Below are 21,917 nucleotides of genomic sequence, written 5' to 3'. Positions count from 1 at the left end.
TAAGGTTATGGTTGTTATGAAGCAAGAAACTGCACTTAAATTAATGAAAGCGGGTGAAAGTGTCTTTTTGACAGGTTCTGCCGGTGCAGGAAAGACCTATACATTAAATCAGTACATCAATTATTTAAAAGCCCGTAAAGTGCCTGTTGCCATTACCGCATCGACAGGAATTGCTGCAACCCATATGAACGGCATGACAATTCATACGTGGGCAGGGATTGGGATTAAAGACTTTTTGTCTGATGACGACTTAAAGCGCATGAAAGAACGTAAATATTTAAAAGAGCATTTAGAAAATGCCCAAGTCTTGATCATTGATGAAATTTCAATGTTGCATGCCAAACAGCTCAATTTGGTTAATCAAGTTTTAAAATTTTTCAAGGAATCCGATGAAGCCTTTGGCGGCATACAAGTGATTGCCGCAGGGGACTTTTTTCAGTTGCCACCCGTGGGTCGTAATGATGAAAAGAATCGGGATAAATTCTGTTTTATGTCACAGGCCTGGGTAGAAGCCAAATTTCGGGTATGTTATCTGACCGAACAACATCGTCAAGATGATTCAGCCTTAAACGATATTTTAAATGCGATTCGCTCACAAAGTATCAGTCAAAAGCATATTGAATGTTTAGAGCAAACGCGTGAACAAGATATAGGCGAGACCTATACGCGTTTATACACCCATAATATGGATGTCGACAGTCTTAACTACCGTCATTTAAATGAGATTGAAGGTGATGGTCATCAATTTTGCGCACAAGTCGATGGCAATGAAAAACTGATTGAAACTTTAAAGTCATCCGTTCGTGCGCCAGAAGAACTAACCCTAAAAAAACATGCTAAAGTGATGTTTGTTAAGAATAACTTCGATATGGGTTATATCAACGGTAGCTTGGGCGAAGTCATCGGTTTTGAAGAAGTAGATGACCATGGTATTTTGCCTAAGGTTAAACTGACCGATGGCACCGTGCTATTGGTTGAACCTGAAACGTGGTCAGTGGATAACGATGCCGGTAAAACCATTGCCAGCTTTGCGCAAGTTCCACTACGTTTGGCATGGGCAATTACCATTCATAAATCACAAGGGATGACCCTTGCTGCTGCCGAAATTAACCTCGCCAATACCTTTGAAAAAGGGCAGGGTTATGTGGCTTTATCGCGTTTAAAATCGATCAATGGTTTAAGGCTTTTGGGTTTTAACACACAAGCATTAGAACTCGACAGTTTAGCGATTAAAGCAGATAAACGTTTTCAAGAATTGTCTGCGGAAGCGGAAATACATTTTGCAGATCAAGACTTAGATGCACAGCACAAAGCCTTTATTCGTCATTGTGGTGGAACGCTAAACGAAACAGAAATTACACGCAACGAAAAGAAAATTGCTAAAAATGCGGGTAAACAAAGCTATGCGACTGCAACTTTGGATGAAACCAAAGAATTGTTTTTGGGCGGTTATGAAATTCAAGATATTGCGGTTGAACGCGGTTTAACGCCAGCCACGATTATTAATCATTTAGCGAAACTGCACCGTGAACAAGGGTTGGATATTTCGGTTGCACATCCGGGTGATGAAGTGGTGGAACAAGTGCGTAAGATTTATAAAAAACTGATGAAACGTAAAAGCCCAGAACATTTTGCAGATGACGGTGCAATTAAACTGCGTCCAATTGTGGAAGCGACCAGTCCACGTATGGGCTACGACCAAGTTCGTTTGGCGCTTTTATATATTGAATAATTTTAATCACGGTAGAAAGTACCTAAGTCCTATTGAGGCAATCGGACTGAGCTAATAGTATTTAAGCATGATCAGCTGATCGGTGAATTGAAAAAAAGGATATCATTTATGCCACAAATGTTTGTTGATTATTCAGCCAATATTCAAAATTTAGATACGAAAAAACTATTGCTCGGTTTGAATCAAGCCTTATTTGATACAGGTTTAGTCGGGCATGAGTATGATATTAAATCCCGTACTCGGCTCAATTCAGATGACCTGATTGGTTTTGGGAATAATCATCAAGCCTTTATCTTTGTTCAATTGGCGGCGCTGAGTGGGCGTACGGATGAACAAAAAAATAAAATGTCAGATGCATTGTCAGATTATTTACAGACCTTTGATGGTTATTCGGCTCAAGGTCTAGAGGTTCAATTGTGCGTCGAACTGGTCGAAATGCCAAAAGCGTTTTATCGTAAAGTTAAAGTTCAAAAATGATGATATGAGTTGATTGGATTCGTTTGTTATTTATCAATTGATCCCGAACTAAAAAGCCAATCTGATCTGATTGGCTTTTTTTATCATATTATTTTAAAACCTGAATATCGGCATATTGCGCAATCATTTCAGCGTCAATCGAGTATACATAATCCATAAATGCCACATTAAAACTGCCGACGCTTTGTGCTTGTTCGAACGCCAATTTGCCTGCAATTGCGAAATGCACGTGTGCAGCAATACATGCCAGTGTCGGTGTCGTCACGGCACTATACGCCGCAATAAGCGCACCTAAGGCACAACCTGTAGCGGTGACTTTAGGTTGTAAAAATGATCCTCCATTGACTTGAATGACGGCATCCCACGCTTTTGATACGATAAAATCAGATTCGCCTGAAATCGCGACGCACTCCGTGTGTGCAAGCAGAACTTGTGCCTGATCATACATATCTGCGCTATTTAAGGTGCTATCGACGCCTTTAGATTCAACTTGATTTCCTGCAAGGGTACTGATTTCAGAAGCATTACCACGGATAACGGTTGGTTTGAACTGGATTAGTTCATCGACCATGTCTGAGCGCCATTTTAAAACAGATCCATAACCAACAGGGTCAAGCACCCATGGAGTTTGATGGGCTTGCGCCGTTTGCGCAGAAATTCGCATGGCTTGCATTTGCTCAGTGGTGGGTGTACCTAAATTGATGCTTAAAGCGCCACTGATTTTGACAAAGCTTTCAGCTTCAAAAGGGTTGTCGATCATGGCCGGGGACGCGCCCGCTGCAAGTAAAATATTCGCCGCGTAATTGGCGGCCACAGTGTTGGTAATGCACTGCACCAAAGGTTGCTGGAGCTTGAGCTGTTTCCACGCTTCAATCACAGCGTCTAGAATCTCGTGCGGATTCAATTTCTCAGGCTCAATATTTTCAGTTTGTTCTTGAGCTGGCTCTGCTTGGATCAGTTGTTCTAGATGATTCATGGGATTGCCTTACTGGGTAAAGTAATGATCTTGATGCTTACAGCTTCTACACAACAGAGAAACATAATCATTGGCATCATATTCAACGGTCAGCTCATTTGAGCCACAATGCATACAGCGCTTTTGCGAATAGAAACTTAAACGGGGTTCAATACTTTTCCAAGAGCGCCAAATCGGTTGGAAAAAGATATTTTCATCATAGCCTAAAAATTTAAAAAATAAGATTTCACTCATTTTACTAAAAGGCATATTGGGTAAACGAGGCAGGGTTGAGGTTTCCCATTTTTCGTTGAGTGAGCGTTCACGGTATTGCTCTAAAGTTTTCTTGAGCAAATTCGTATTGATGAAATTTTCATTGCGCGCTTTGAGCAGTTTTTGTTTATTGAGATATTCAAGTGCAGTTTGCACCAAATAATAAATTTGTCCCACCGCGAGTGAATCCATAAGACGAAAACAAAAGCTTTGAAATGCAGTGTTGCCTGCAATTTGAATGCCCCAAGGACGACAGTAAAATTGCATGAACTGAATGATTTCTTGGTACAGCACCATGTACAGCGCACTCTTAACTTCGTCAGCATCTTTAAAAGGGACGCCCAAACTCAAATTTTCAAAAAATAAATTGCGTAATTGCTGGGTAATGCTAAACAGGCTGGGTTCAGAATAACCATCAAGACGAATATTAATATAATAATCATGTGCTTCGTCTGCAAAATCTTTGGGTACTAATATTTGATCACGTACCAATTGCTTAACTAAATAATTTTGGTAAAGATAGTTTGGCGTAATCGAGTGATATTTAATACTTTCCCAATGAATAAATTCTTGGTGATGGGTATGTTCATGCACCTGCTGATCTAAAATGCTAAGTAAAAAAAGTTTATTGATAAAACTCAGTTGATTGAGATCATATTCATAGACCTCTTTATTTTTGGCACTGATTTTACGCTGTTCTTGAAGACGGGTTTCCTTCATCATTTTTTTACGTTTGTTCTTACAGCTTTCGCAGTGGCAGGTTTTGCTTGGATCTTGGAAAACCTGATGCTGACAGTGTTTGCACTGATGAAAAAACACTTCCTTTTCAAATTCTTCGGCTTCTATGAAGTACATACTTGCCTGACACAGTGGGCAATGTGAACTTTCATCTAACTGTTTTTGCAGAATTTGAAGAAGCATGGAAAGATTCAACACACAATAAATTAAAGGTTAAATTGATTATACACATCTGCAAATTATGCAGAACACTTTATCCGCTTTAATCACCATGTAACGTGACTAATCCTTATGCTTAAACATCTTTTAAGTACATTTTCCCTAATCCATTTTGGGGACTGGGCTAGAAATAAATCTTCAGCATCATTCACTTTTAGCATTTGAATTTTTAAATGGCTGCGAATGATTGAAATTAGTCCAAATGACTTGCTTATTTGATTCTATAAATTGAAAAGCGGTCTGTGAATGCCCATATATAAATACAAAGCAAAGGCGCAGACAGATGGATCAACTTGTCGTATGATCTTTGCATACACAAGAATTCGTTCTCTGATGAGACAACAAGATCAGGACATTTTATGAATATCGCGGCAAATCCAGTAATCGAGGCCGATCAAACGGTTTACTTAAAAGATTATCAAAAACCATCATTTTTAGTTGAATCTATCCATTTAGATATTCAAGTTTTCGCAGATTATAGTAACGTCAACTCCACTTTAGTGATGAAGCGCCAAACGGCGGGCGATCTGGTACTTTTGGGACGTGATCTCGAACTCAAATCGATCGTATTAAATGGTAAGGCATTGACTGAAGCGGAGTATCAACTCGATACTGAGCAATTGGTCATAGTGGATGCCCCCGATGATGTCATTTTAAATATAGAAGTGGTGATTCACCCTGAGTCAAATACCCAGCTTGAAGGTTTGTATCAAGCCAGCGGTGATTTGTTTGTGACGCAAAACGAACCTGAAGGTTTCCGTAAAATTACCTTTTATCCTGACCGCCCAGATGTGCTGTCAGTATTTACCACACGTGTAGAAGCCGATAAAAAATTCCCTGTATTACTTGCCAATGGCAATTTGCTGGAAAAAGGCGACGTAGGTACAGATCGCCACTATGCCATTTGGCAAGATCCGACCCAAAAACCAGCATATTTGTTTGCTTGTGTGATTGGAGATTTAGCGGTATTCAAAGATCATTATGTAACTTCTGAAGGACGTGATGTTGCTTTAGAAATCTACGCTGAAGAAAAAGATATTCCAAAGTGTCATATTGCCATGGAAGCGCTCAAGCACTCGATGCGTTGGGATGAAGAGCATTATGGTCGTCCTTATGATCTAGACAATTATATGATTGTGGCGACCAGTGCGTTCAATATGGGGGCGATGGAAAATAAAGGTCTCAATATTTTCAACACCTCGTGTGTACTTGCAGATGAAGAATACACCACTGATGCTGCAATTATGCGGGTACAGTCGGTGATTGCACATGAGTATTTCCATAACTGGACCGGTAACCGTATTACTTGTCGTGATTGGTTCCAACTGTGCTTAAAAGAAGGGTTAACGGTTTTTCGTGATCAGTCTTTCTCGGAAGATTTACAATCGGCTGCGGTACAACGTATTGATGATGTGGCTGTGCTGAAAGCTCATCAATTTCCCGAAGATTCAGGTCCCTTGTCACACCCACCAAGACCAGATCACTTTGTCGAAATTAATAACTTCTATACTGCAACAGTGTACGAGAAAGGTGCTGAAATTAACCGCATGATGGCGACCTTGCTTGGAAAAGAGAAGTTTCGTGCAGGGACAGATGAGTATTTCAAACGTCATGATGGTCAAGCTGTTACCGTAGAAGATTGGGTCGATTCATTGACGGCAGGTTCGTGTGTTGATTTATCTGCATTTTTAACTTGGTATAACCAGCCGGGTACGCCAAAGCTTGAAGCGCAAGGTGCATATGATGCCACAGCTCAAACCTATCGTTTGACTTTAAAGCAAAGCTTAAAAGCTCACGCCAAATATCCAAATTTAAAAGCGGTGCCTATTCCTGTGGCACTGGCATTATTTAATGCAGAAACCGGTGAGCAACTGCTGTTAAATTCAGAGGCTTTGGTGGAAAATGGCATCAAAGATGGCGTGTATTTATTTGATACAGAGACAGCAACTATTGAATTTACAAATGTCACTGTTAAGCCTGTGGTATCGCTACTGCGTAATTTCTCTGCACCAGTAAATCTTGAGTTTAACTATTCAGATGAAGAGCTTGCATTTTTAATGCAGTTTGAGACCAATGGCTTTAACCAATGGCAAGCCACTCAAACTTTGCTTGAACGTATTTTATTGAATGGTCATGATGCCCATATCTATATTCAAGCCATTAAAAATACCATTCCAAATTTAATTCAAAAAGATCCGTTATTGGTTTCACGTCTATTTGATGTGCCGTCAGAAGGTTACTTGGGTAGTCGTATTGATACAGCTTACAATCCATTTAAAGTTCAAGAACAGCGTGAAGCTTTAATCAATAAACTCGCACGTGAATTGGGCGCATTCTGTAAACAGACTTATTTGGCCTTAGATCCAAAAGCGCAAACTGAATTTTCTCAAGCGATGGGTGTGCGCGCACTGAAAAACATTATGCTGAGTATGATGGCGCGTCAAGGTGATGAAGATGTCTTTGCACTGGCAGATGCCCAGTATAAAACCACCGGCAATATGTCTGAGCGCCTAGGTGCCTTACGCGTTTTGGTTTGGAATGATGCGCCTCAAGCAGAAGCCGCTCTGATTGATTTTTATTTGCGCTTTAAAGATGAAGCATTGTCGATGGATCAGTGGTTTATGGTTCAAGCATCACATCCACAAGCAACTGTTGAAACCATTGCTTATTTAACCTCGCATCCAGATTATGATTTGACGGTTCCGAACCGTATTCGTGCGGTCAGTGGTGGATTAAATGCCAATCCTGTGAATACGTGGAGTTTTGGTGTGCAACACTTTGTTAATCTCGCCAAATATCTCGATGAGAAAAATCCAATAGTTGGTTCTCGTTTGCTGCAAGTGTTGTCACGTTGGTATACATTGGCTGAGCCACAGCGCTCAGAAGTCAAAGCGACCTTAGAATCACTGAAACCTTTGGTGAAATCTAAAAATGTCAGCGAAACCTTGAACAGTATGCTCAGTGTTTAAACTTTGATTCTTCAATAAAAAATCCCAGTCATGTGACTGGGATTTTTTATTCATTGTTTAATTTATTGCTTAATGATTATGCTTAAGCATCTTCAAGAGTCATGAGGCTTGCATTACCGCCTGCGGCTGCTGTGTTAATACTTAATGCACGTTCAATCACTAAAGCTTCAACAGGAATATTCAACTCGTGGTCTTTAAAATGGTTGATCGCGATAATTGCGCCCTCACGCTGTGCAATATGCTTTTGTAATTCAATTAACTGATTGGTGCTGCCATGATGTAGAACAGCATCAAATTCGCCAGTATGGAGATCTTTAATCATCGCAACTTGTTGTCTAAGGGCTTCTGGCATACTTTGTAGATATTGAAGAACAAAAGCATTATCGGCTAAAACAATCGCTTGAGCGCCGACGGTAAATATTGCATTTAACTGTGCCAGTTGCTGCGCTTCGTTTTGAGCAATCGAAAGCACACGTTGACGTGCTAAAACCGTGTATTGATTGGTTTCACCTGTAGGACCCGGTAAAGTGTAGATACCGACAGGGGAATGAATATTTTCAAGATTTATCTGTGGAAAATGTTTAGATGTCCACGTTTTAAAGAGTTGACGTGGCGATTGATCATTATTTGGCTCAGCCACTTGCGACAGTGTACCAAAAGGCTTCGCAAAAGCGAGTGAGTTTGGCTGCATCAGCTTATGCATATACAAAGGACCACCGGCTTTTGGGCCTGTGCCCGAAAGACCTTCGCCACCAAAAGGCTGCACGCCAACCACAGCACCCACAATATTTCGGTTGATGTAGAGGTTACCGACATGTGCCTGCTCAATCACTGTCTGAATGGTTTCATCGATACGCGTATGTAAGCCCATAGTGAGACCGTAACCTTTGGCATTAATCTGTGCCAAAAGCTGTTTCAGTTCGCCGTATTTGTAGGTAATCACATGCAAAACCGGACCAAACACTTCGCGTTTTAAATCATCCAGATGCGGAAGTTCAATCAGCGTGGGTGGTATAAACGTCCCTGATTTTAACGCTTCTGCATTTTTATTTAGCATGAATTGATGGACCGGATAACCTTTGGCACGCATATGATCAATATGTTTTTGAATATTAGTTTGCGCTTCAGCATCAATCACAGGACCGACATCGGTACTTAAGAATTGCGGCTGACCGACATTAAGCTGTTTCATCGCACCTTTGAGCATTTGGATGAGCGTTTCAGCATTGTCTTTTTGCACACAGAGCACTCGTAATGCAGAACAACGTTGACCTGCACTATCAAAAGCCGAGTTGACGGCATCCAAAACCACTTGTTCAGTCAATGCTGATGAGTCAACAATCATGGCATTTTGACCGCCGGTTTCCGCAATCAGGGGAATGGGTAAGCCGGCAGGGCTTAAGCGTTGAGATACGGTTTTGTGTAAAATTTTCGCCACTTCAGTGGAACCTGTAAACATGATGCCGTGAATACGATCATCAACAGACAACTGTGTACCTACGGTTTCACCGCGTCCAGGTAAAAGCTGTAATACAGATTTTGGTACACCTGCTTGCCATAAAATTTTGACTGCTTCAGAGGCAATGAGTGGGGTTTGTTCCGCAGGTTTGGCAATAACGCAGTTACCTACCGCAAGTGCGGCAGAAATTTGCCCAGAAAAAATAGCCAAAGGAAAATTCCACGGACTGATACAAAGTACAGTGCCTAAAGCTTTGATTGCGCCGTCAGTTTGAACGCTATGTATTTGCGAAGCGTAGTAACGCATGAAATCAACGGCTTCACGAACTTCAGCAATCCCGTTGGAATAGGTTTTGCCACTCTCACGGCAGAGCAGTACCATCAACTCTTGTATACGCGCTTCCATCAAATCTGCAGCTTTAAATAAAATATCGGCACGTGCAGTCACAGCTAAGTTTGACCAATCTGCTTGCGCAATCATAGCCTGATCTAAAGCGAGATTAACTTGATCTGTCGTTGCTTCTATCACCGAGCCCACCACATCTTGATGCTGAGATGGATTCAAAACGAGTTCTGCATTTGGCGCTGCGTTTGTTAGATCTTTGGCTTGTCCAAGTAAAGGGGAGGCATGCCACTGTGCTTTTGTATAATCTGCAACTATCTGATTTAATTCAGCTAAAACAGCATCATCAGCTAAATCTAGTCCTTTAGAATTGGTCCGAACAGGTTCTAAAACATCTTGAGGGAGCGGAATAGCCGTATGTTTTTCACCGACTTGACCAGTGAGTTGTGCCGATTTTTGAATTTCATGGATTGGATCTTCAATGAGATCTTCAACTTTTAAAGTCTTATCTGCAATACGGTTTACAAATGAGGTGTTTGCACCATTTTCAAGTAGGCGGCGAACCAAATAAGCCAAAAGTGTTTCGTGATTGCCTACAGGCGCATAAATACGGCAAGGAATACCGAGTTTAGCATCGGCAACATTTCCGACTACTTGCTCGTACAATGGTTCACCCATGCCATGTAAGCATTGGAATTCATATTGCCCGACATAATATTGCTCAGGATTTGCCAGTTGATAAATCGTGGCTAAAGTTTGTGCATTATGGGTGGCAAATTGCGGGTAAATATGATCGGGTGCTGCCAAGAGTTTCTTTGCACAAGCAATATAAGATAAATCGGTATGCACTTTACGGGTAAAAACAGGGTAGTCAGACATGCCATCGATTTGCGCTTTTTTAATTTCGCTATCCCAATACGCCCCTTTGACCAAACGAATCATTAAACGCTTGTTGCTACGCTTAGCAAGATCAACAATATAATCCACCACGTATAAACAGCGCTTTTGATAAGCTTGAATCACAAAACCAATGCCTTTCCAATCCGCGAGTGTCGGCTCAAAACATAAGCGCTCTAGAAGTTCGAGTGAGATTTCTAAACGATCTGTTTCTTCAGCATCAATATTGAGTCCAATATTATAATTTTTCGCAAGCTCCGCCAGTTCTAAAATTTTAGGGTACAACTCATCATGTACACGTGCGATTTGCGAGCGCTGATAGCGTGGATGTAATGCTGAAAGTTTGATAGAGATGCCGGGACCAGAATAAACATCTTTATCCGCAGATGCTTGACCAATCGCATGAATTGCTTGGGTATAATCATTAAAATATCGAGTGGCGTCATGATCGGTGAGGGCCGCTTCCCCGAGCATGTCATATGAATAGCGAAAGCCTTTTTCTTCTAAAACTTCTGCATGTTCCAGCGCTTCTTCAATGGTTTCACCTGTGACAAACTGTTCGCCCATCATGCGCATAGCAACATCAACGGCTTTACGAATAATACCGCGTCCGCTACGTGCCAAGAGTCCTGTAAGCATACTCGACAGGCTTTGCTGTTTCGGCGTTTCCATAAGCTTGCCTGTCAGCATGAGACCCCAAGCCGCAGCATTGACAAACATCAGGTTACTTTGACCCAAATGATCTTTCCAGTTGCCTTGATTGATTTTATCTTTGATTAATAAATCGCGGGTGGCGCTGTCTGGAATACGAAGCAGAGCTTCAGCCAAACACATCAAGGCAATGCCTTCTTGCGAAGACAATGCAAATTCTTGGAGTAAGCCTTGCACGATGCCGGCTTTACCGCCTGAACTTTTGCGCTCACGTAAGCTATGCGCCAGATTAAAAGCCAAATCATAAATTTTTTGATTTAAATCTTCATCAATTTGAGTGATTTCAATTAAATGTTCAACACATTCTGGCTCTGATCGGCGCCAAGCATGGTTGATTTTAATTTCATATTCGTTTTTGTGACTAAACTTGGTAATCGGATTTAAACTTGATTTAGCCTGATCGAATTGGGTTCTTGAGTCCATCATTTTTACGCCAGCATCCTGTGACAACGAAATTAAATTGAGCGAAACGGTGTATTTAATTTATCATTACAGAAAATATGGCGCATAACTCACTATAATTTGCAGAGTTTTTAGGGATAAATTCAAATGACGAGCCCCATGATGAGCTTAGATCGCACGGATATTCGTATTTTAGACATCCTTCAAAAGGATGGTCGATTATCCAATATTAAACTGGCTGAAGCCGTCAATTTATCGCCCACTGCGGCATTGGCGAGAGTACAAAAGCTCACGAAAGATGGTTTTATTGTGGGGTATGAAGCAAAACTCAACCCTGATCTGTTAAACAATAGTTTTGTGGTCTTTGTGGAAATTTTACTTGATAAAACCACCCCGAATGCCTTGGATGAGTTTTCTCATGCAGTGGTGCATCATCCTGAAATTGTAGAATGTCATATGATCAGTGGTGGCTTCGATTTTGTGGTGAAAATTCGTTGTGCCAATATGGAGGCATTTCGTAAAATTTCAGGACAGATTTTATGGCAATTGCCCGGCGTTAAAGAAACCCGAAGTTACCCAGTCATGGAAGTGATCAAAGAAAGCTCACAAATTCACCTTAAAGCTCATCCCAGAAAATAAAATAAAATATTCAAAGTTGATCTGTAAATTTCAATCAAAAAAAGGAGCATTACGCTCCTTTTTTAGTGTGTCAGGTTTGGGTGTTTATCATTTACCTGCTTTTAATTCCTGCATTTCTTTTTCGTATAATGCATTGGCTTGATCAAAACGATCCGTCACATCTTTAGATGGCGCTTTACCGAGTAAACTTATCACAACGATGCTGATGAGCGAGAAAATAAAGCCAGGGATAATTTCATAAATCCCTGTATCTGCAAAGCTATTTTTCCATAGAATCACGGTAACAGCACCTACAATCATACCGACAATTGCGCCGTTTAAAGTCATACGCTTCCAAAATAGCGATAAGATCACCAGTGGACCAAATGCGGCACCAAAACCTGCCCATGCATAGGCCACCAATCCCAACACCTTACTTTCAGGATTGTGTGCAAGTGAGAGCGCAAGTACAGCTACGACCAACACCATTAAACGACCAATCCACACCAACTCATTTTGAGATGCATTTTTACGCAGAAAGGCTTTATATAAATCCTCAGTCAAAGTACTTGAACACACGAGAAGTTGACAGCTCAATGTACTCATGACAGCAGCCAAAATTGCAGCCAAAATAATCCCTGCAATCCAAGGATTAAATAGAATTTTGGTGATTTCCATAAACACAGTTTCAGGATTGGCATTGACCACAGCACCGATTTCTGGATGTGCGCCAAAGTATGCAATACCCAAATAACCCACGGATACCGCACCGCCTAAGCAGAGAATCATCCATGTCATCCCGATACGACGTGCAGCAGGGATCGATTTAACCGAGTCGGCTGCCATGAAGCGAATCAAGATATGCGGTTGACCAAAATAGCCTAAGCCCCATGCCATAGAGGATAAAATCGCAACCATACTCAAATCTGACAAAATGTTGTTGGCCAGTGGGCGTATAGATTCAACCATTACAGAGACGTCTTGTGTGTGATCGCCAATGGCCAAATAGGTCATAATAGGGGCAAGCAGTAAAGCAAAAATCATTAAACCTGCTTGAAAGGTGTCTGTCCAGCTAATCGCTAAAAATCCACCAATACACACATAACTAATCGTGGCAATTGCACCAATCCACAGGGCAGTGGTGTAGTCCCACCTAAATAAACTTTCAAATAAACGTGCGCCTGCCACCATGCCTGAAGCACAGTAAATAGCGAAGAAAATCAGAATCACCACCGCAGAAATAATGCGAATGACTTTTTGTTTATCACCAAAGCGACTGGTAAAATAATCGGGTAGCGTCAGTGCATTGTGTTGAACTTCAGTGTGTACACGTAAACGACCTGCCACCAATAACCAGTTTAACCAAGCACCAATGATTAGACCGACGGCAATCCAAGCTTCTGAAAGTCCAGACAAATAAATAGCGCCTGGGAGACCCATCAGTAACCAGCCGCTCATGTCTGAGGCACCTGCTGAAAGTGCAGTGACGACGCTACCTAGGCTGCGTCCACCTAAAATATAGTCATCGAAATTTGTTGTTGCTTTATAAGCATATAGCCCAATACCAATCATAGCGACGATATAAAATATAAAGGTGATGAGCGTGGGGTTGAATTGGCTCATAGTTATGCCATCCTTTGTCTGTCCTAAATGACCATCTATCCGAGATGAATTATTGCTCAGCTTAGCTAAGGTGCTGATTCAAGCACAGTTTAAAAATTACGCTCTGTTACAATTGAGTGCGAATTATTATCGCTTTGTGAAACTGATTGTAAATTTAGTTACAAAACCAGCAAAAATCACGAATTAATTTGTTTTTTTTATTTTTTCAGAGTTATCTTAAAGATTCCCCGCTTTTTTTATAAAACTTATACACAAACTGTGAAGTGAACTCAAATGAATAGCTATTCAGCTCATTTTTACATAATGTTACTTTGCTTACTTGAAGCGTGTGTTTGTAATAATTTATTTCATAAATAAATAATAAAATGCTGATTTAAAAAATGGATAATACTAAGATTATAGATGCACAATGATAGTGCATCTTTTGAGAGTATATTAAAGTGTCAACGGTTGATATTGAGAAAACAAGAACAGAACATGACTTACTGGGCGACAAGCAAGTGCCTATTCATAGTTATTACGGAATTCACACGGTTCGTGCATTGGAAAATTTCCAAATATCGGGTCAAACGGTAGGGCAAAATCCACATTTCATTCGTGCTTTGGCACAAGTTAAAAAAGCATCAGCACAGGCCAATTTAAATTTCGAACTGATCGATGCTGATAAAAGTATCGCCATTCAAAAAGCTTGTGATGTTTTAATCGATCATCCTGAAGCGTGGGCTTCGGCTTTTCCAAGTGATGTTTTTCAAGGGGGAGCAGGTACATCCATCAATATGAATTGTAATGAAGTCATTGCCAATATCACGTTGGAAATGCTTGGACATGAAAAAGGTCGCTACGACATTATTCATCCCAATGATCATATCAATAAGTCACAATCTACCAATGATGTCTATCCGACTGCATTAAGGTTAGCAACCTATTATTCGCTAGACACTTTATTTGTGCAGATGAATAATTTAATCAGTAGTCTAATATTAAAATCCACCGAATTTAATTTTGTCTTGAAAATGGGTCGAACGCAGTTGCAAGATGCTGTACCTATGACACTTGGTCAAGAGTTCCATGCCTTTGCAACTTTATTAAAAGAAGATGTAAGACTGATTAAAAAAACCCGTGATTTATTGCTTGAAATTAATTTGGGTGCAACAGCGATTGGTACAGGGGTTAATACACCGCATGGGTATGCGCCTATTGCAAGCCAATACTTAAGTGAAATATCAGGTTTAAAACTGGTCGGCGCTGAAGATTATGTCGAAGCGACCAGTGACTGTGGTGTGTTTATTATTTTATCAAGCACGCTAAAACGTTTAGCAGTGAAACTCTCTAAAATCTGCAATGATTTAAGATTGCTCAGTTCTGGGCCTCGAACAGGTTTGGCTGAAATTCGCTTACCTGAGCTTCAAGCGGGTTCTTCGATTATGCCTGCTAAAGTTAATCCTGTGATTCCTGAAGTGGTCAATCAAATTGCATTTAAAGTGATTGGAAATGATTTGACCATTACCTTTGCAGCTGAAGCGGGCCAATTACAGCTCAACGTGATGGAGCCTGTCATTGCAGTGTCTTTAAATGAGTCGATTGCACTGCTGATCAATGCGATTCAGACCTTGGATGTGAAATGTATTCAAGGCATTACTGCAAATGAGCAAGTCTGCTTTGATGCCGTGATGCGTAGTGTTGGGATTATTACATTGCTTGAACCTATTTTAGGACATTCAAAATGTGATGAGATTGGTAAGCAATGTATTGCTGAGAATAAAACCATTCAAGACGTGGTGTTAGAGCAAGGCTTATTGACCCAAGCAGAGCTGGATCATATTTTCTCATTTGAAAATATGATTTCAGAAATTGCGGTGCAATCTTATGACGATGTCGTGATTGATCGGGTGAGTTAATTGAAGCTTTAATGTGGTTAAAAGTGATGTAGGAATACATCACTTTTTTTATAACAATTCATTACTTACATCCCATTAAAAAGTTTTTATAATCGCCTCGCATAATAACTATTCATCATAACGAGTCCTTCATGAATCATAAACTTTTAGCGGCCTTTCTGTGTGCCGTTGTTTTATCCGGTTGTTCAAAAAAACAAGATGAATCTTCGGCCGAAGCCAGTGCAGATAGCGCTGTCGTTGCAGCAGATTCAGCCCAGACTGAAGCGGTTGCTGTATCTGCCGAGCATGAACCGAATGCAACCCCTGTGACCTCGCAGAAGCCTGATGTGATTTTAAACACTGAGGTCAATGCTGCTGAAGCGACACGTCGTATGGTACGTGAGGCAAGTGTTACATTTACTGCGCAGGATGTGGTCAAAACCACATTGGCGGTCGAAAAAATTACGCTTGAAGCGGGTGGTTTTATTGAGCAGAAAAACATTGATTTTAATGTTGTAGATTCGCGTTCACAAAAAATAGCCGATGGTAAAGTGAAAGTTTTTGAAAAAGTTGATCCACTGGCAGCCATGGTGATTCGAGTACCGAGTGAGCGCGCAGCAGGGGTGGTGAATCAGTTATTGCCACTGATGTACTTTTTGAATCAGCAGCAATATTCAGCCAAACGTTATGAATTACGCATGCTTGAGGAAAAGATTTCTCAAACCCAACATGTGCCGAGTGATACGCGTAATGCACAGCTCAGTGAAATTTCACGTTTGACGCGTATGGAAGTTCAAGATCGTGTGCGTTATAGCACCATTACCTTAGCCATTAGCCAACCGACCTTGGTTCGTGAACGAATCGATGTGGATGTCGATGCAGTGGCACGTCTAAATGGAGACAGTTTCTGGAAACGCGCTTGGAATGGTATTCAATATGGCTGGCATTTTGTCCTTGATTTATTGGTATTACTCATCACCATTTGGCCACTTTATCTATTAGCTATAGGGGCTTACTTACTGTATCGCCTGTGCAAACCATGGATCAATAAGGTTAGATAAAGCCAAGTTTGATCAGGATGTTTTTTCATATATCGTAAAATGAACTAATTTTTAGCTGGGACAGTCCGGCTTAAAACAGATCACTCACTGGGTACAAGGCTAAGGCTGAGCTTGGCTCGGATATCCAGCGAGTAGATCTAGGCAGGGATAAATATTTCTGCGAGCTTGTTCATACCTTCAGTGGCGGTCATGCTTAAACATTGATATTGCTTTGGAACACGGCTGTGATCTGCGTGGGGATCAATATAATAAGCTTGGCAAGATGCCGCAATGTCGTGAATAAGACCCGCAACTGGATAAACACTTAAACTTGAGCCAATCACGATAAAAATATCAGCACTTCGAATGATTTTAATTGCATCTTCATAAGCAGGAACAGCTTCACCGAACCAGACCACATGCGGACGCAGTGGATAGCCCAAAGGACAGCGGTCTTTATCCAGATCTAAGTCTGTACCTGAGACAGCATAAAACTGAGTACTGTACTGTGCATCTGGGCCAGAACTTTTAGACAGACGAATATTGCCATGTAAATGCAGCACCTGTGAGCTTCCTGCACGTTCATGCAGATCATCAATGTTTTGAGTGATGACCTGCACGTCATAATAGTGCTCAAGTTGAGTAATGATCTCATGGGCAGGATTGGGCTTGGCTTCAAGAATATTTTTGCGGCGTTCATTATAAAAAGCTTGTACTCGTGCTGGATTTTTTGCCCAAGCTTCAGGTGTTGCGACATCTTCAATATTATGGTTTTCCCATAGACCATCATGATCACGGAAGGTCTTGATCCCACTTTCAGCACTCATGCCCGCACCTGAAAAAATCACCATGTTTTTCATTATTTTCCCTCTAGACTTTAATGAGTATCTGTAAATGAAGATAGCAAAAATATCGAATAGGCAATAATGCAATAGATTTGATTACACTTATTACTTAGTGATACTTTAATGTGGATAGATCAATAGGTGATTAAACTCATAGGTTCAAGTTAATTACATTTATTTATTTGAGTATTTGATTTTAGAGTACGAGCAACGCCGAAGGAAACTATGCAGACTCAAATCGCCTTGGGTCTTCAAATTGCCTTATGTTTTAGTCGTATAAACGATCAAAGAATGGCTTCTTCGTTGAAGGCACCTCACTGATCAAACGCCATCAGCTGCGAAGCTTTGGATATCGCACATATGGCACCTGACATGATAGGTGGAAACAGCATTTCTGATAAATTTGGTGTGGGCACGTTATTTGTGAATTTAGAAGGGGTAGATATCTATACAGGCTCACAAGATATGCAAGCATTGATCTTATCACGTGCTCAATCAGGTGATGCTGCATTTTATGATTAAGTGAGTAAACTCACTATTACCTTAGACATGCTGATGCGTTTATTATTTACCCTCGATTTTTAAGGTTTGGATAATACTTTTATTTTCTGAATAAAGTACAATTTTTCATCATGGCCTGGACCGACAATGCGATCATTATTGATTTCGTAAGACAGTTCGGCACTGATTTTTTGACCTTTATATTGGCTTTTTAACGTTTCACCTTCATGTTCGGTAGACGCTTCAAACCAGTTGCCACATTGATCCAGACAATAACTATGTATCTCTTGCCCTTGCTGGTTCATGAGTCCTAAAGATCTATCATCCACACCGCCACCAGACACGATCGTATAGGTCAGCATTTTTGCGACAGAAAGCGAGCTGATACAAATCAATAAGCTGAATAGGAATATTTTTTTCATGATGTTCTCAACGGTATTTTGTTTAAGTCGTTATTGAAATCGGTAACTGCTACGTTTTAAAAAATTGGACAGTTCACCACTAAATTTAAAGGGTTCAGTCATTAAAGGCGCGTGACCTGAGCGCTTAAATAACACATGATTTGAATTTGCTACAGACTCCGCAATTTGGATTTGTCCTTGCGCTGGATAGAGTGTGGACTGCGCACCAATAAAGAAAGTCGCAGGACAGTCAAGATTAGACAAAGCTTCACGGTAATCCTCATGATGATACAAATAATTGTCGATGTACCAGCGCATATAGTCTAAGCGCTGAATAGGCAATAGACGCTGTTGCAAGCTCGGCTGATTCAAAGCGAATTTGAGTATTTTTGTGGTGAGAGGAGGATTCGACTGTAAGCTAAGAAAAGCCAGCCAAAGCGCTACCAATTGATTTCTCTGATTTGGGTTTAAGTCACGAAGTTGTGTGTAGTTTTGATGATCATGTAGAAATTTTGCCAATTGCTGCATCAGCACTTTAAACTCAGGATGTTTTGCACCCAACAAGCCATATGCCCAAGTATCATCAGTTATAATTTTGGGCGTTTGGTCAATATGCAGATAAGCTTTGAGTTTTCTGCCTAAATCCCCATATTGCATACCATGCATGGCGGTGGTTGCGCCCATGGAATAGCCCATTAAAATAAAATCATTCAAATCAAGCTGCTTGATTAAACATTCAATATCTTGCCAATGGCTTGAAATGGCGTCAATTGCAGGAATAGCACATTGACCAGATCCGCCAAAACCACGCCAGTCTGGAATCATGAATTTGAATGTTTTTAAATGCGTCGCGATAAAGGGGAGCCATTGCCAACTTTGCATGCCAAGGCCTGAGAGCACAAGTACGGGTTGACCTTGACCGATTTCACGAACATAAAGCTGTTCGCCGTCCTGCATGGTGTATCGCGGCATTATCGCTCCTGATTATTCAAATTTTTTAAGCTGTGGAATCACACGTTCTAACCAATTAATCCAGCCCATTTCTAATTCTATACCCAGCTGTAACACCATTTTATGAATATATAAGGTACGGTCTGAATCATCTGAATGTTTAAAGTCTTTATCATAGATGACTTGATAGGTTTTTAAATTGTTTTGATGTATTTGTAAATGGCGCTTCAGCTCTGGAAGAACGCCATTTCCACCAAGTTGCGCTTCAGCCCGCAAACGAACCATCAGTTCTTCACGTAACTGTGCAGGCGGACTTTGTTTAACCATCCAGTCAGCAAGTTCGGCACGACCCATTTGCTCGACCTGATAGGTTTTTTTACGCCGAATATCATTTTCATTTTCAAGCGGTGAAATCCAACCTTTTTTTTGCATTGCAGCGAGTTCACGGTAAATTTGTTGATGGGTTGCATTCCAAAAAAATCCCATTGAGCGATCAAAGCGACGTGCCAACTCAAACCCAGAGCTTGGTTTTTCAATTAAACTGGTCAATAGCACATGCGAAAGTGACATGAGGGATTCAACAATAAAAAATGTGTAATCCATTATGCAACATGTTGCATAAAAATCAAATCTCGCTTATAAAAGTAAGCATGAAATCATGCAACAAGTTGCAATAAGCAAAAAAAACGCCAGCGTAGGCCAGCCAAGGAACTGATATGTCAAATTATCCACACTTACTTGAAGCCCTAGATTTAGGATTTACCACACTCAAAAACCGGGTTTTGATGGGATCTATGCATGTGGGGCTTGAAGAAGTTGAAGGTGGTTATGAACGAATGGCAGCCTTTTATGCTGAACGTGCCAAAGGTCAGGTGGGGCTGATTGTGACAGGCGGGATTTCCCCGAATGATGCAGGCGTGACTTTCGCAGGTGGTTCAAAACTAGACAATATTGAAGAAGCCAATAAACACAAAGTGATTACGCAAGCGGTGCATGATGCAGGTGGTAAAATTGCTATGCAGATATTGCATACAGGTCGCTATTCATATCAAGCGGAAAATGTCGCGCCGTCAGCGATTCAAGCACCGATTAATCCGACCAAACCACATGCATTGACTTCTGCAGAAGTGAATCAGACCATTGCAGACTTTGCCCAATGTGCAAAATTGGCACAGCATGCAGGCTACGATGGCGTTGAAATCATGGGCTCAGAAGGGTATTTGATTAATGAGTTCATTGCTGCGCGCACTAATCATCGTGATGATGAATGGGGCGGAAATTACGAAAACAGAATTCGTTTACCCATTGAAATTGTTCGTCGTACCCGAGAAGAAGTCGGTGAAAACTTTATTATTATCTATCGTTTATCCATGCTTGATTTGGTTGAAGGTGGCTCAACACTCGATGAAGTCATTTACTTGGCCAAAAAAATTGAGCAAGCCGGTGCCACCATTATCAACACAGGTATTGGTTGGCATGAAGCACGTATTCCGACCATTGCCACCAAAGTGCCTCGTGCAGCATTTACTTGGGTAACTGAAAAACTTAAAGGTCATGTGTCTATTCCGCTGATTACTTCAAACCGCATCAATACACCAGAGATGGCGGAGCATGTCTTGGCTTCGGGTCATGCAGATATGATTTCAATGGCACGTCCTTTACTTGCAGATGCATTTTTTGTAGAAAAGGCAGAGCAAGGTAAAAGTGATGAAATCAATACCTGTATTGGTTGTAACCAAGCCTGTTTAGACCATATTTTTTCGATGCGTATTGCCACATGCTTGGTCAATCCACGCGCATGTTATGAAACTGAGCTCATTTTTAAAGAAACACAGTCAGTTAAAAATATCGCAGTGGTGGGTGCAGGGCCAGCCGGTTTAAGTTTTGCAACCTATGCAGCAGATCGTGGTCATAAAGTCACGCTATTTGAAGCAGCCAATCAAATTGGTGGGCAATTTAATATTGCCAAGACCATTCCGGGTAAGGAAGAGTTCTATGAAACTTTACGTTACTTCAAACGTAAAATTGAACTTCAGCCCAATATCACATTGAAACTCAATCATTTAGTGAATATCGGTGAGCTGAATCAAGCTGAATTTGATGAAGTGGTGGTTGCTTCTGGTGTGACCCCGAGACAACTCGATATTGAAGGGATTGATCACCCTAAAGTATTGTCTTATCTCGACGTTTTAAGGGATCGTCTGCCTGTCGGTCAGCGTGTCGCGATTATTGGTGCAGGCGGAATTGGCTTTGATACTGCAGAATATTTAAGCCATACAGGGGAGAGTGCCAGTTTAAATACCCATAAATTTTATGACGAATGGGGCATCGACACCAGTTATGCCCATGTTGGGGGGGTAAAGGAACCTGTGCTTGAACAGTCTGAACGTGAAATTTATCTGTTACAGCGTAAAGCCAATTCAGTCGGCGCGGGTTTAGGTAAGACCACAGGTTGGATTCACCGTACAGGATTGAAACATCGCAATGTGAATATGATCCCAGGCGCAAGTTATGAAAAAATTGATGATCAAGGTTTACATATTTTGCTTGATGGTCAACCCAAGTTACTTGAAGTGGATCATGTGGTGATTTGTGCAGGACAAGAACCCTTTACCGCAATGTATGAGCAGCTTCAGAGCATGGGTAAAACGGTACATTTGATTGGAGGCGCGTTAGAGGCGGGTGAGCTCGATGCAAAACGTGCGATTCGTCAAGGGGCTGAATTGGCTGCGAAGATATAGTCCATTTTGACCTTTCTTTGGTGAAAGATGGAAAATTCCCCCTTTGCAAAAGGGGGAATTTAAGAATGAATGAGTTCTAAAAATCATCCTGCCTTGCGAACTCAGCATATATTCTCAGGATTCTCACCCTTGAAAAGTGGGGAAGT

Annotated in this window: 15 protein-coding genes and 1 pseudogene; 8 read left to right on the top strand and 8 right to left on the bottom strand. The window is 41.1% G+C overall.

Going from position 1 to position 21,917, the window contains the following annotated elements; all coding sequences use genetic code 11:
• The first annotated feature begins 16 nt into the window (after positions 1-16).
• On the top strand, positions 17-1,732 hold the full coding sequence (locus tag AMD27_RS09250; RefSeq protein ID WP_067659398.1) for an AAA family ATPase: 1,716 nt from the start codon (positions 17-19) through the stop codon (positions 1,730-1,732).
• A gap of 108 nt (positions 1,733-1,840) precedes the next feature.
• A complete protein-coding gene (locus AMD27_RS09245; RefSeq protein WP_067659395.1) occupies positions 1,841-2,209 on the top strand; it encodes a 5-carboxymethyl-2-hydroxymuconate Delta-isomerase in 369 nt (122 codons plus the stop codon).
• A gap of 88 nt (positions 2,210-2,297) precedes the next feature.
• On the opposite strand, the gene thiM is transcribed toward AMD27_RS09245, so the two are convergent.
• Positions 2,298-3,185 carry a hydroxyethylthiazole kinase gene (gene thiM / locus AMD27_RS09240; protein ID WP_081405958.1) on the bottom strand — a complete coding sequence of 296 codons (888 nt, stop codon included), beginning with the start codon at positions 3,183-3,185 and terminating at the stop codon, positions 2,298-2,300.
• Between the two features lie 9 nt (positions 3,186-3,194).
• Positions 3,195-4,358 carry a hypothetical protein gene (locus AMD27_RS09235; RefSeq protein WP_067659392.1) on the bottom strand — a complete coding sequence of 388 codons (1,164 nt, stop codon included), beginning with the start codon at positions 4,356-4,358 and terminating at the stop codon, positions 3,195-3,197.
• 395 nt (positions 4,359-4,753) lie between these two features.
• Between AMD27_RS09235 and pepN the strand changes: the two genes are divergently transcribed.
• Entirely contained in the window at positions 4,754-7,363 is a 2,610-nt protein-coding gene (gene pepN, locus AMD27_RS09230) for an aminopeptidase N (protein ID WP_067659389.1), read from the top strand.
• Between the two features lie 82 nt (positions 7,364-7,445).
• On the opposite strand, the gene putA is transcribed toward pepN, so the two are convergent.
• Positions 7,446-11,195 (bottom strand): trifunctional transcriptional regulator/proline dehydrogenase/L-glutamate gamma-semialdehyde dehydrogenase, encoded by a 3,750-nt coding sequence (putA, locus tag AMD27_RS09225; RefSeq protein ID WP_081405957.1) that lies wholly within the window; start codon positions 11,193-11,195, stop codon positions 7,446-7,448.
• A 126-nt stretch (positions 11,196-11,321) separates the two neighbouring features.
• Here putA and AMD27_RS09220 point away from each other — a divergent pair, with 126 nt between their 5' ends.
• Positions 11,322-11,813, top strand: coding sequence for an Lrp/AsnC ligand binding domain-containing protein (locus tag AMD27_RS09220; protein WP_067659383.1), 492 nt, complete (start codon positions 11,322-11,324; stop codon positions 11,811-11,813).
• Between the two features lie 87 nt (positions 11,814-11,900).
• On the opposite strand, the gene putP is transcribed toward AMD27_RS09220, so the two are convergent.
• On the bottom strand, positions 11,901-13,415 hold the full coding sequence (putP, locus tag AMD27_RS09215; RefSeq protein WP_067659380.1) for a sodium/proline symporter PutP: 1,515 nt from the start codon (positions 13,413-13,415) through the stop codon (positions 11,901-11,903).
• Between the two features lie 440 nt (positions 13,416-13,855).
• Between putP and aspA the strand changes: the two genes are divergently transcribed.
• Both aspA and AMD27_RS09205 read left to right on the top strand, forming a co-directional pair.
• Positions 13,856-15,313, top strand: a complete 1,458-nt coding sequence (gene aspA, locus AMD27_RS09210) for an aspartate ammonia-lyase (protein WP_067659377.1) — start codon at positions 13,856-13,858, stop codon at positions 15,311-15,313.
• Positions 15,314-15,444: 131 nt separating this feature from the next.
• Positions 15,445-16,353: a DUF4349 domain-containing protein gene (locus tag AMD27_RS09205; RefSeq protein ID WP_067659374.1), complete on the top strand. Its 909-nt coding sequence runs from the start codon at positions 15,445-15,447 to the stop codon at positions 16,351-16,353.
• 137 nt (positions 16,354-16,490) lie between these two features.
• Here AMD27_RS09205 and AMD27_RS09200 read toward each other — a convergent pair whose 3' ends face one another.
• Entirely contained in the window at positions 16,491-17,192 is a 702-nt protein-coding gene (locus AMD27_RS09200) for an SIR2 family NAD-dependent protein deacylase (protein WP_067659371.1), read from the bottom strand.
• 210 nt (positions 17,193-17,402) lie between these two features.
• On the opposite strand from AMD27_RS09200, the pseudogene AMD27_RS19150 reads away from it, so the two are divergent.
• Positions 17,403-17,699 (top strand): annotated as a pseudogene (locus AMD27_RS19150) (acyl-CoA dehydrogenase); the annotation flags it as partial.
• Between the two features lie 59 nt (positions 17,700-17,758).
• Here the strand turns inward: AMD27_RS19150 and AMD27_RS09195 are convergent.
• The 3 genes from AMD27_RS09195 to AMD27_RS09185 are packed head-to-tail and all read right to left on the bottom strand — an operon-like array spanning position 17,759 to position 19,600.
• Positions 17,759-18,100 carry a hypothetical protein gene (locus AMD27_RS09195; RefSeq protein ID WP_067659368.1) on the bottom strand — a complete coding sequence of 114 codons (342 nt, stop codon included), beginning with the start codon at positions 18,098-18,100 and terminating at the stop codon, positions 17,759-17,761.
• 30 nt (positions 18,101-18,130) lie between these two features.
• Positions 18,131-19,051 carry an alpha/beta fold hydrolase gene (locus AMD27_RS09190; RefSeq protein ID WP_067659365.1) on the bottom strand — a complete coding sequence of 307 codons (921 nt, stop codon included), beginning with the start codon at positions 19,049-19,051 and terminating at the stop codon, positions 18,131-18,133.
• A 12-nt stretch (positions 19,052-19,063) separates the two neighbouring features.
• Entirely contained in the window at positions 19,064-19,600 is a 537-nt protein-coding gene (locus AMD27_RS09185) for a PadR family transcriptional regulator (protein ID WP_067659362.1), read from the bottom strand.
• 146 nt (positions 19,601-19,746) lie between these two features.
• Here AMD27_RS09185 and AMD27_RS09180 point away from each other — a divergent pair, with 146 nt between their 5' ends.
• Complete coding sequence (locus AMD27_RS09180) at positions 19,747-21,771, top strand: NADPH-dependent 2,4-dienoyl-CoA reductase (RefSeq protein ID WP_067659360.1); 2,025 nt, start codon at positions 19,747-19,749, stop codon at positions 21,769-21,771.
• Positions 21,772-21,917: the final 146 nt, after the last annotated feature.

Source organism: Acinetobacter sp. TGL-Y2, from assembly GCF_001612555.1.
GTDB lineage: Bacteria > Pseudomonadota > Gammaproteobacteria > Pseudomonadales > Moraxellaceae > Acinetobacter.
This window is presented reverse-complemented; position numbering and strand designations above follow the sequence as displayed.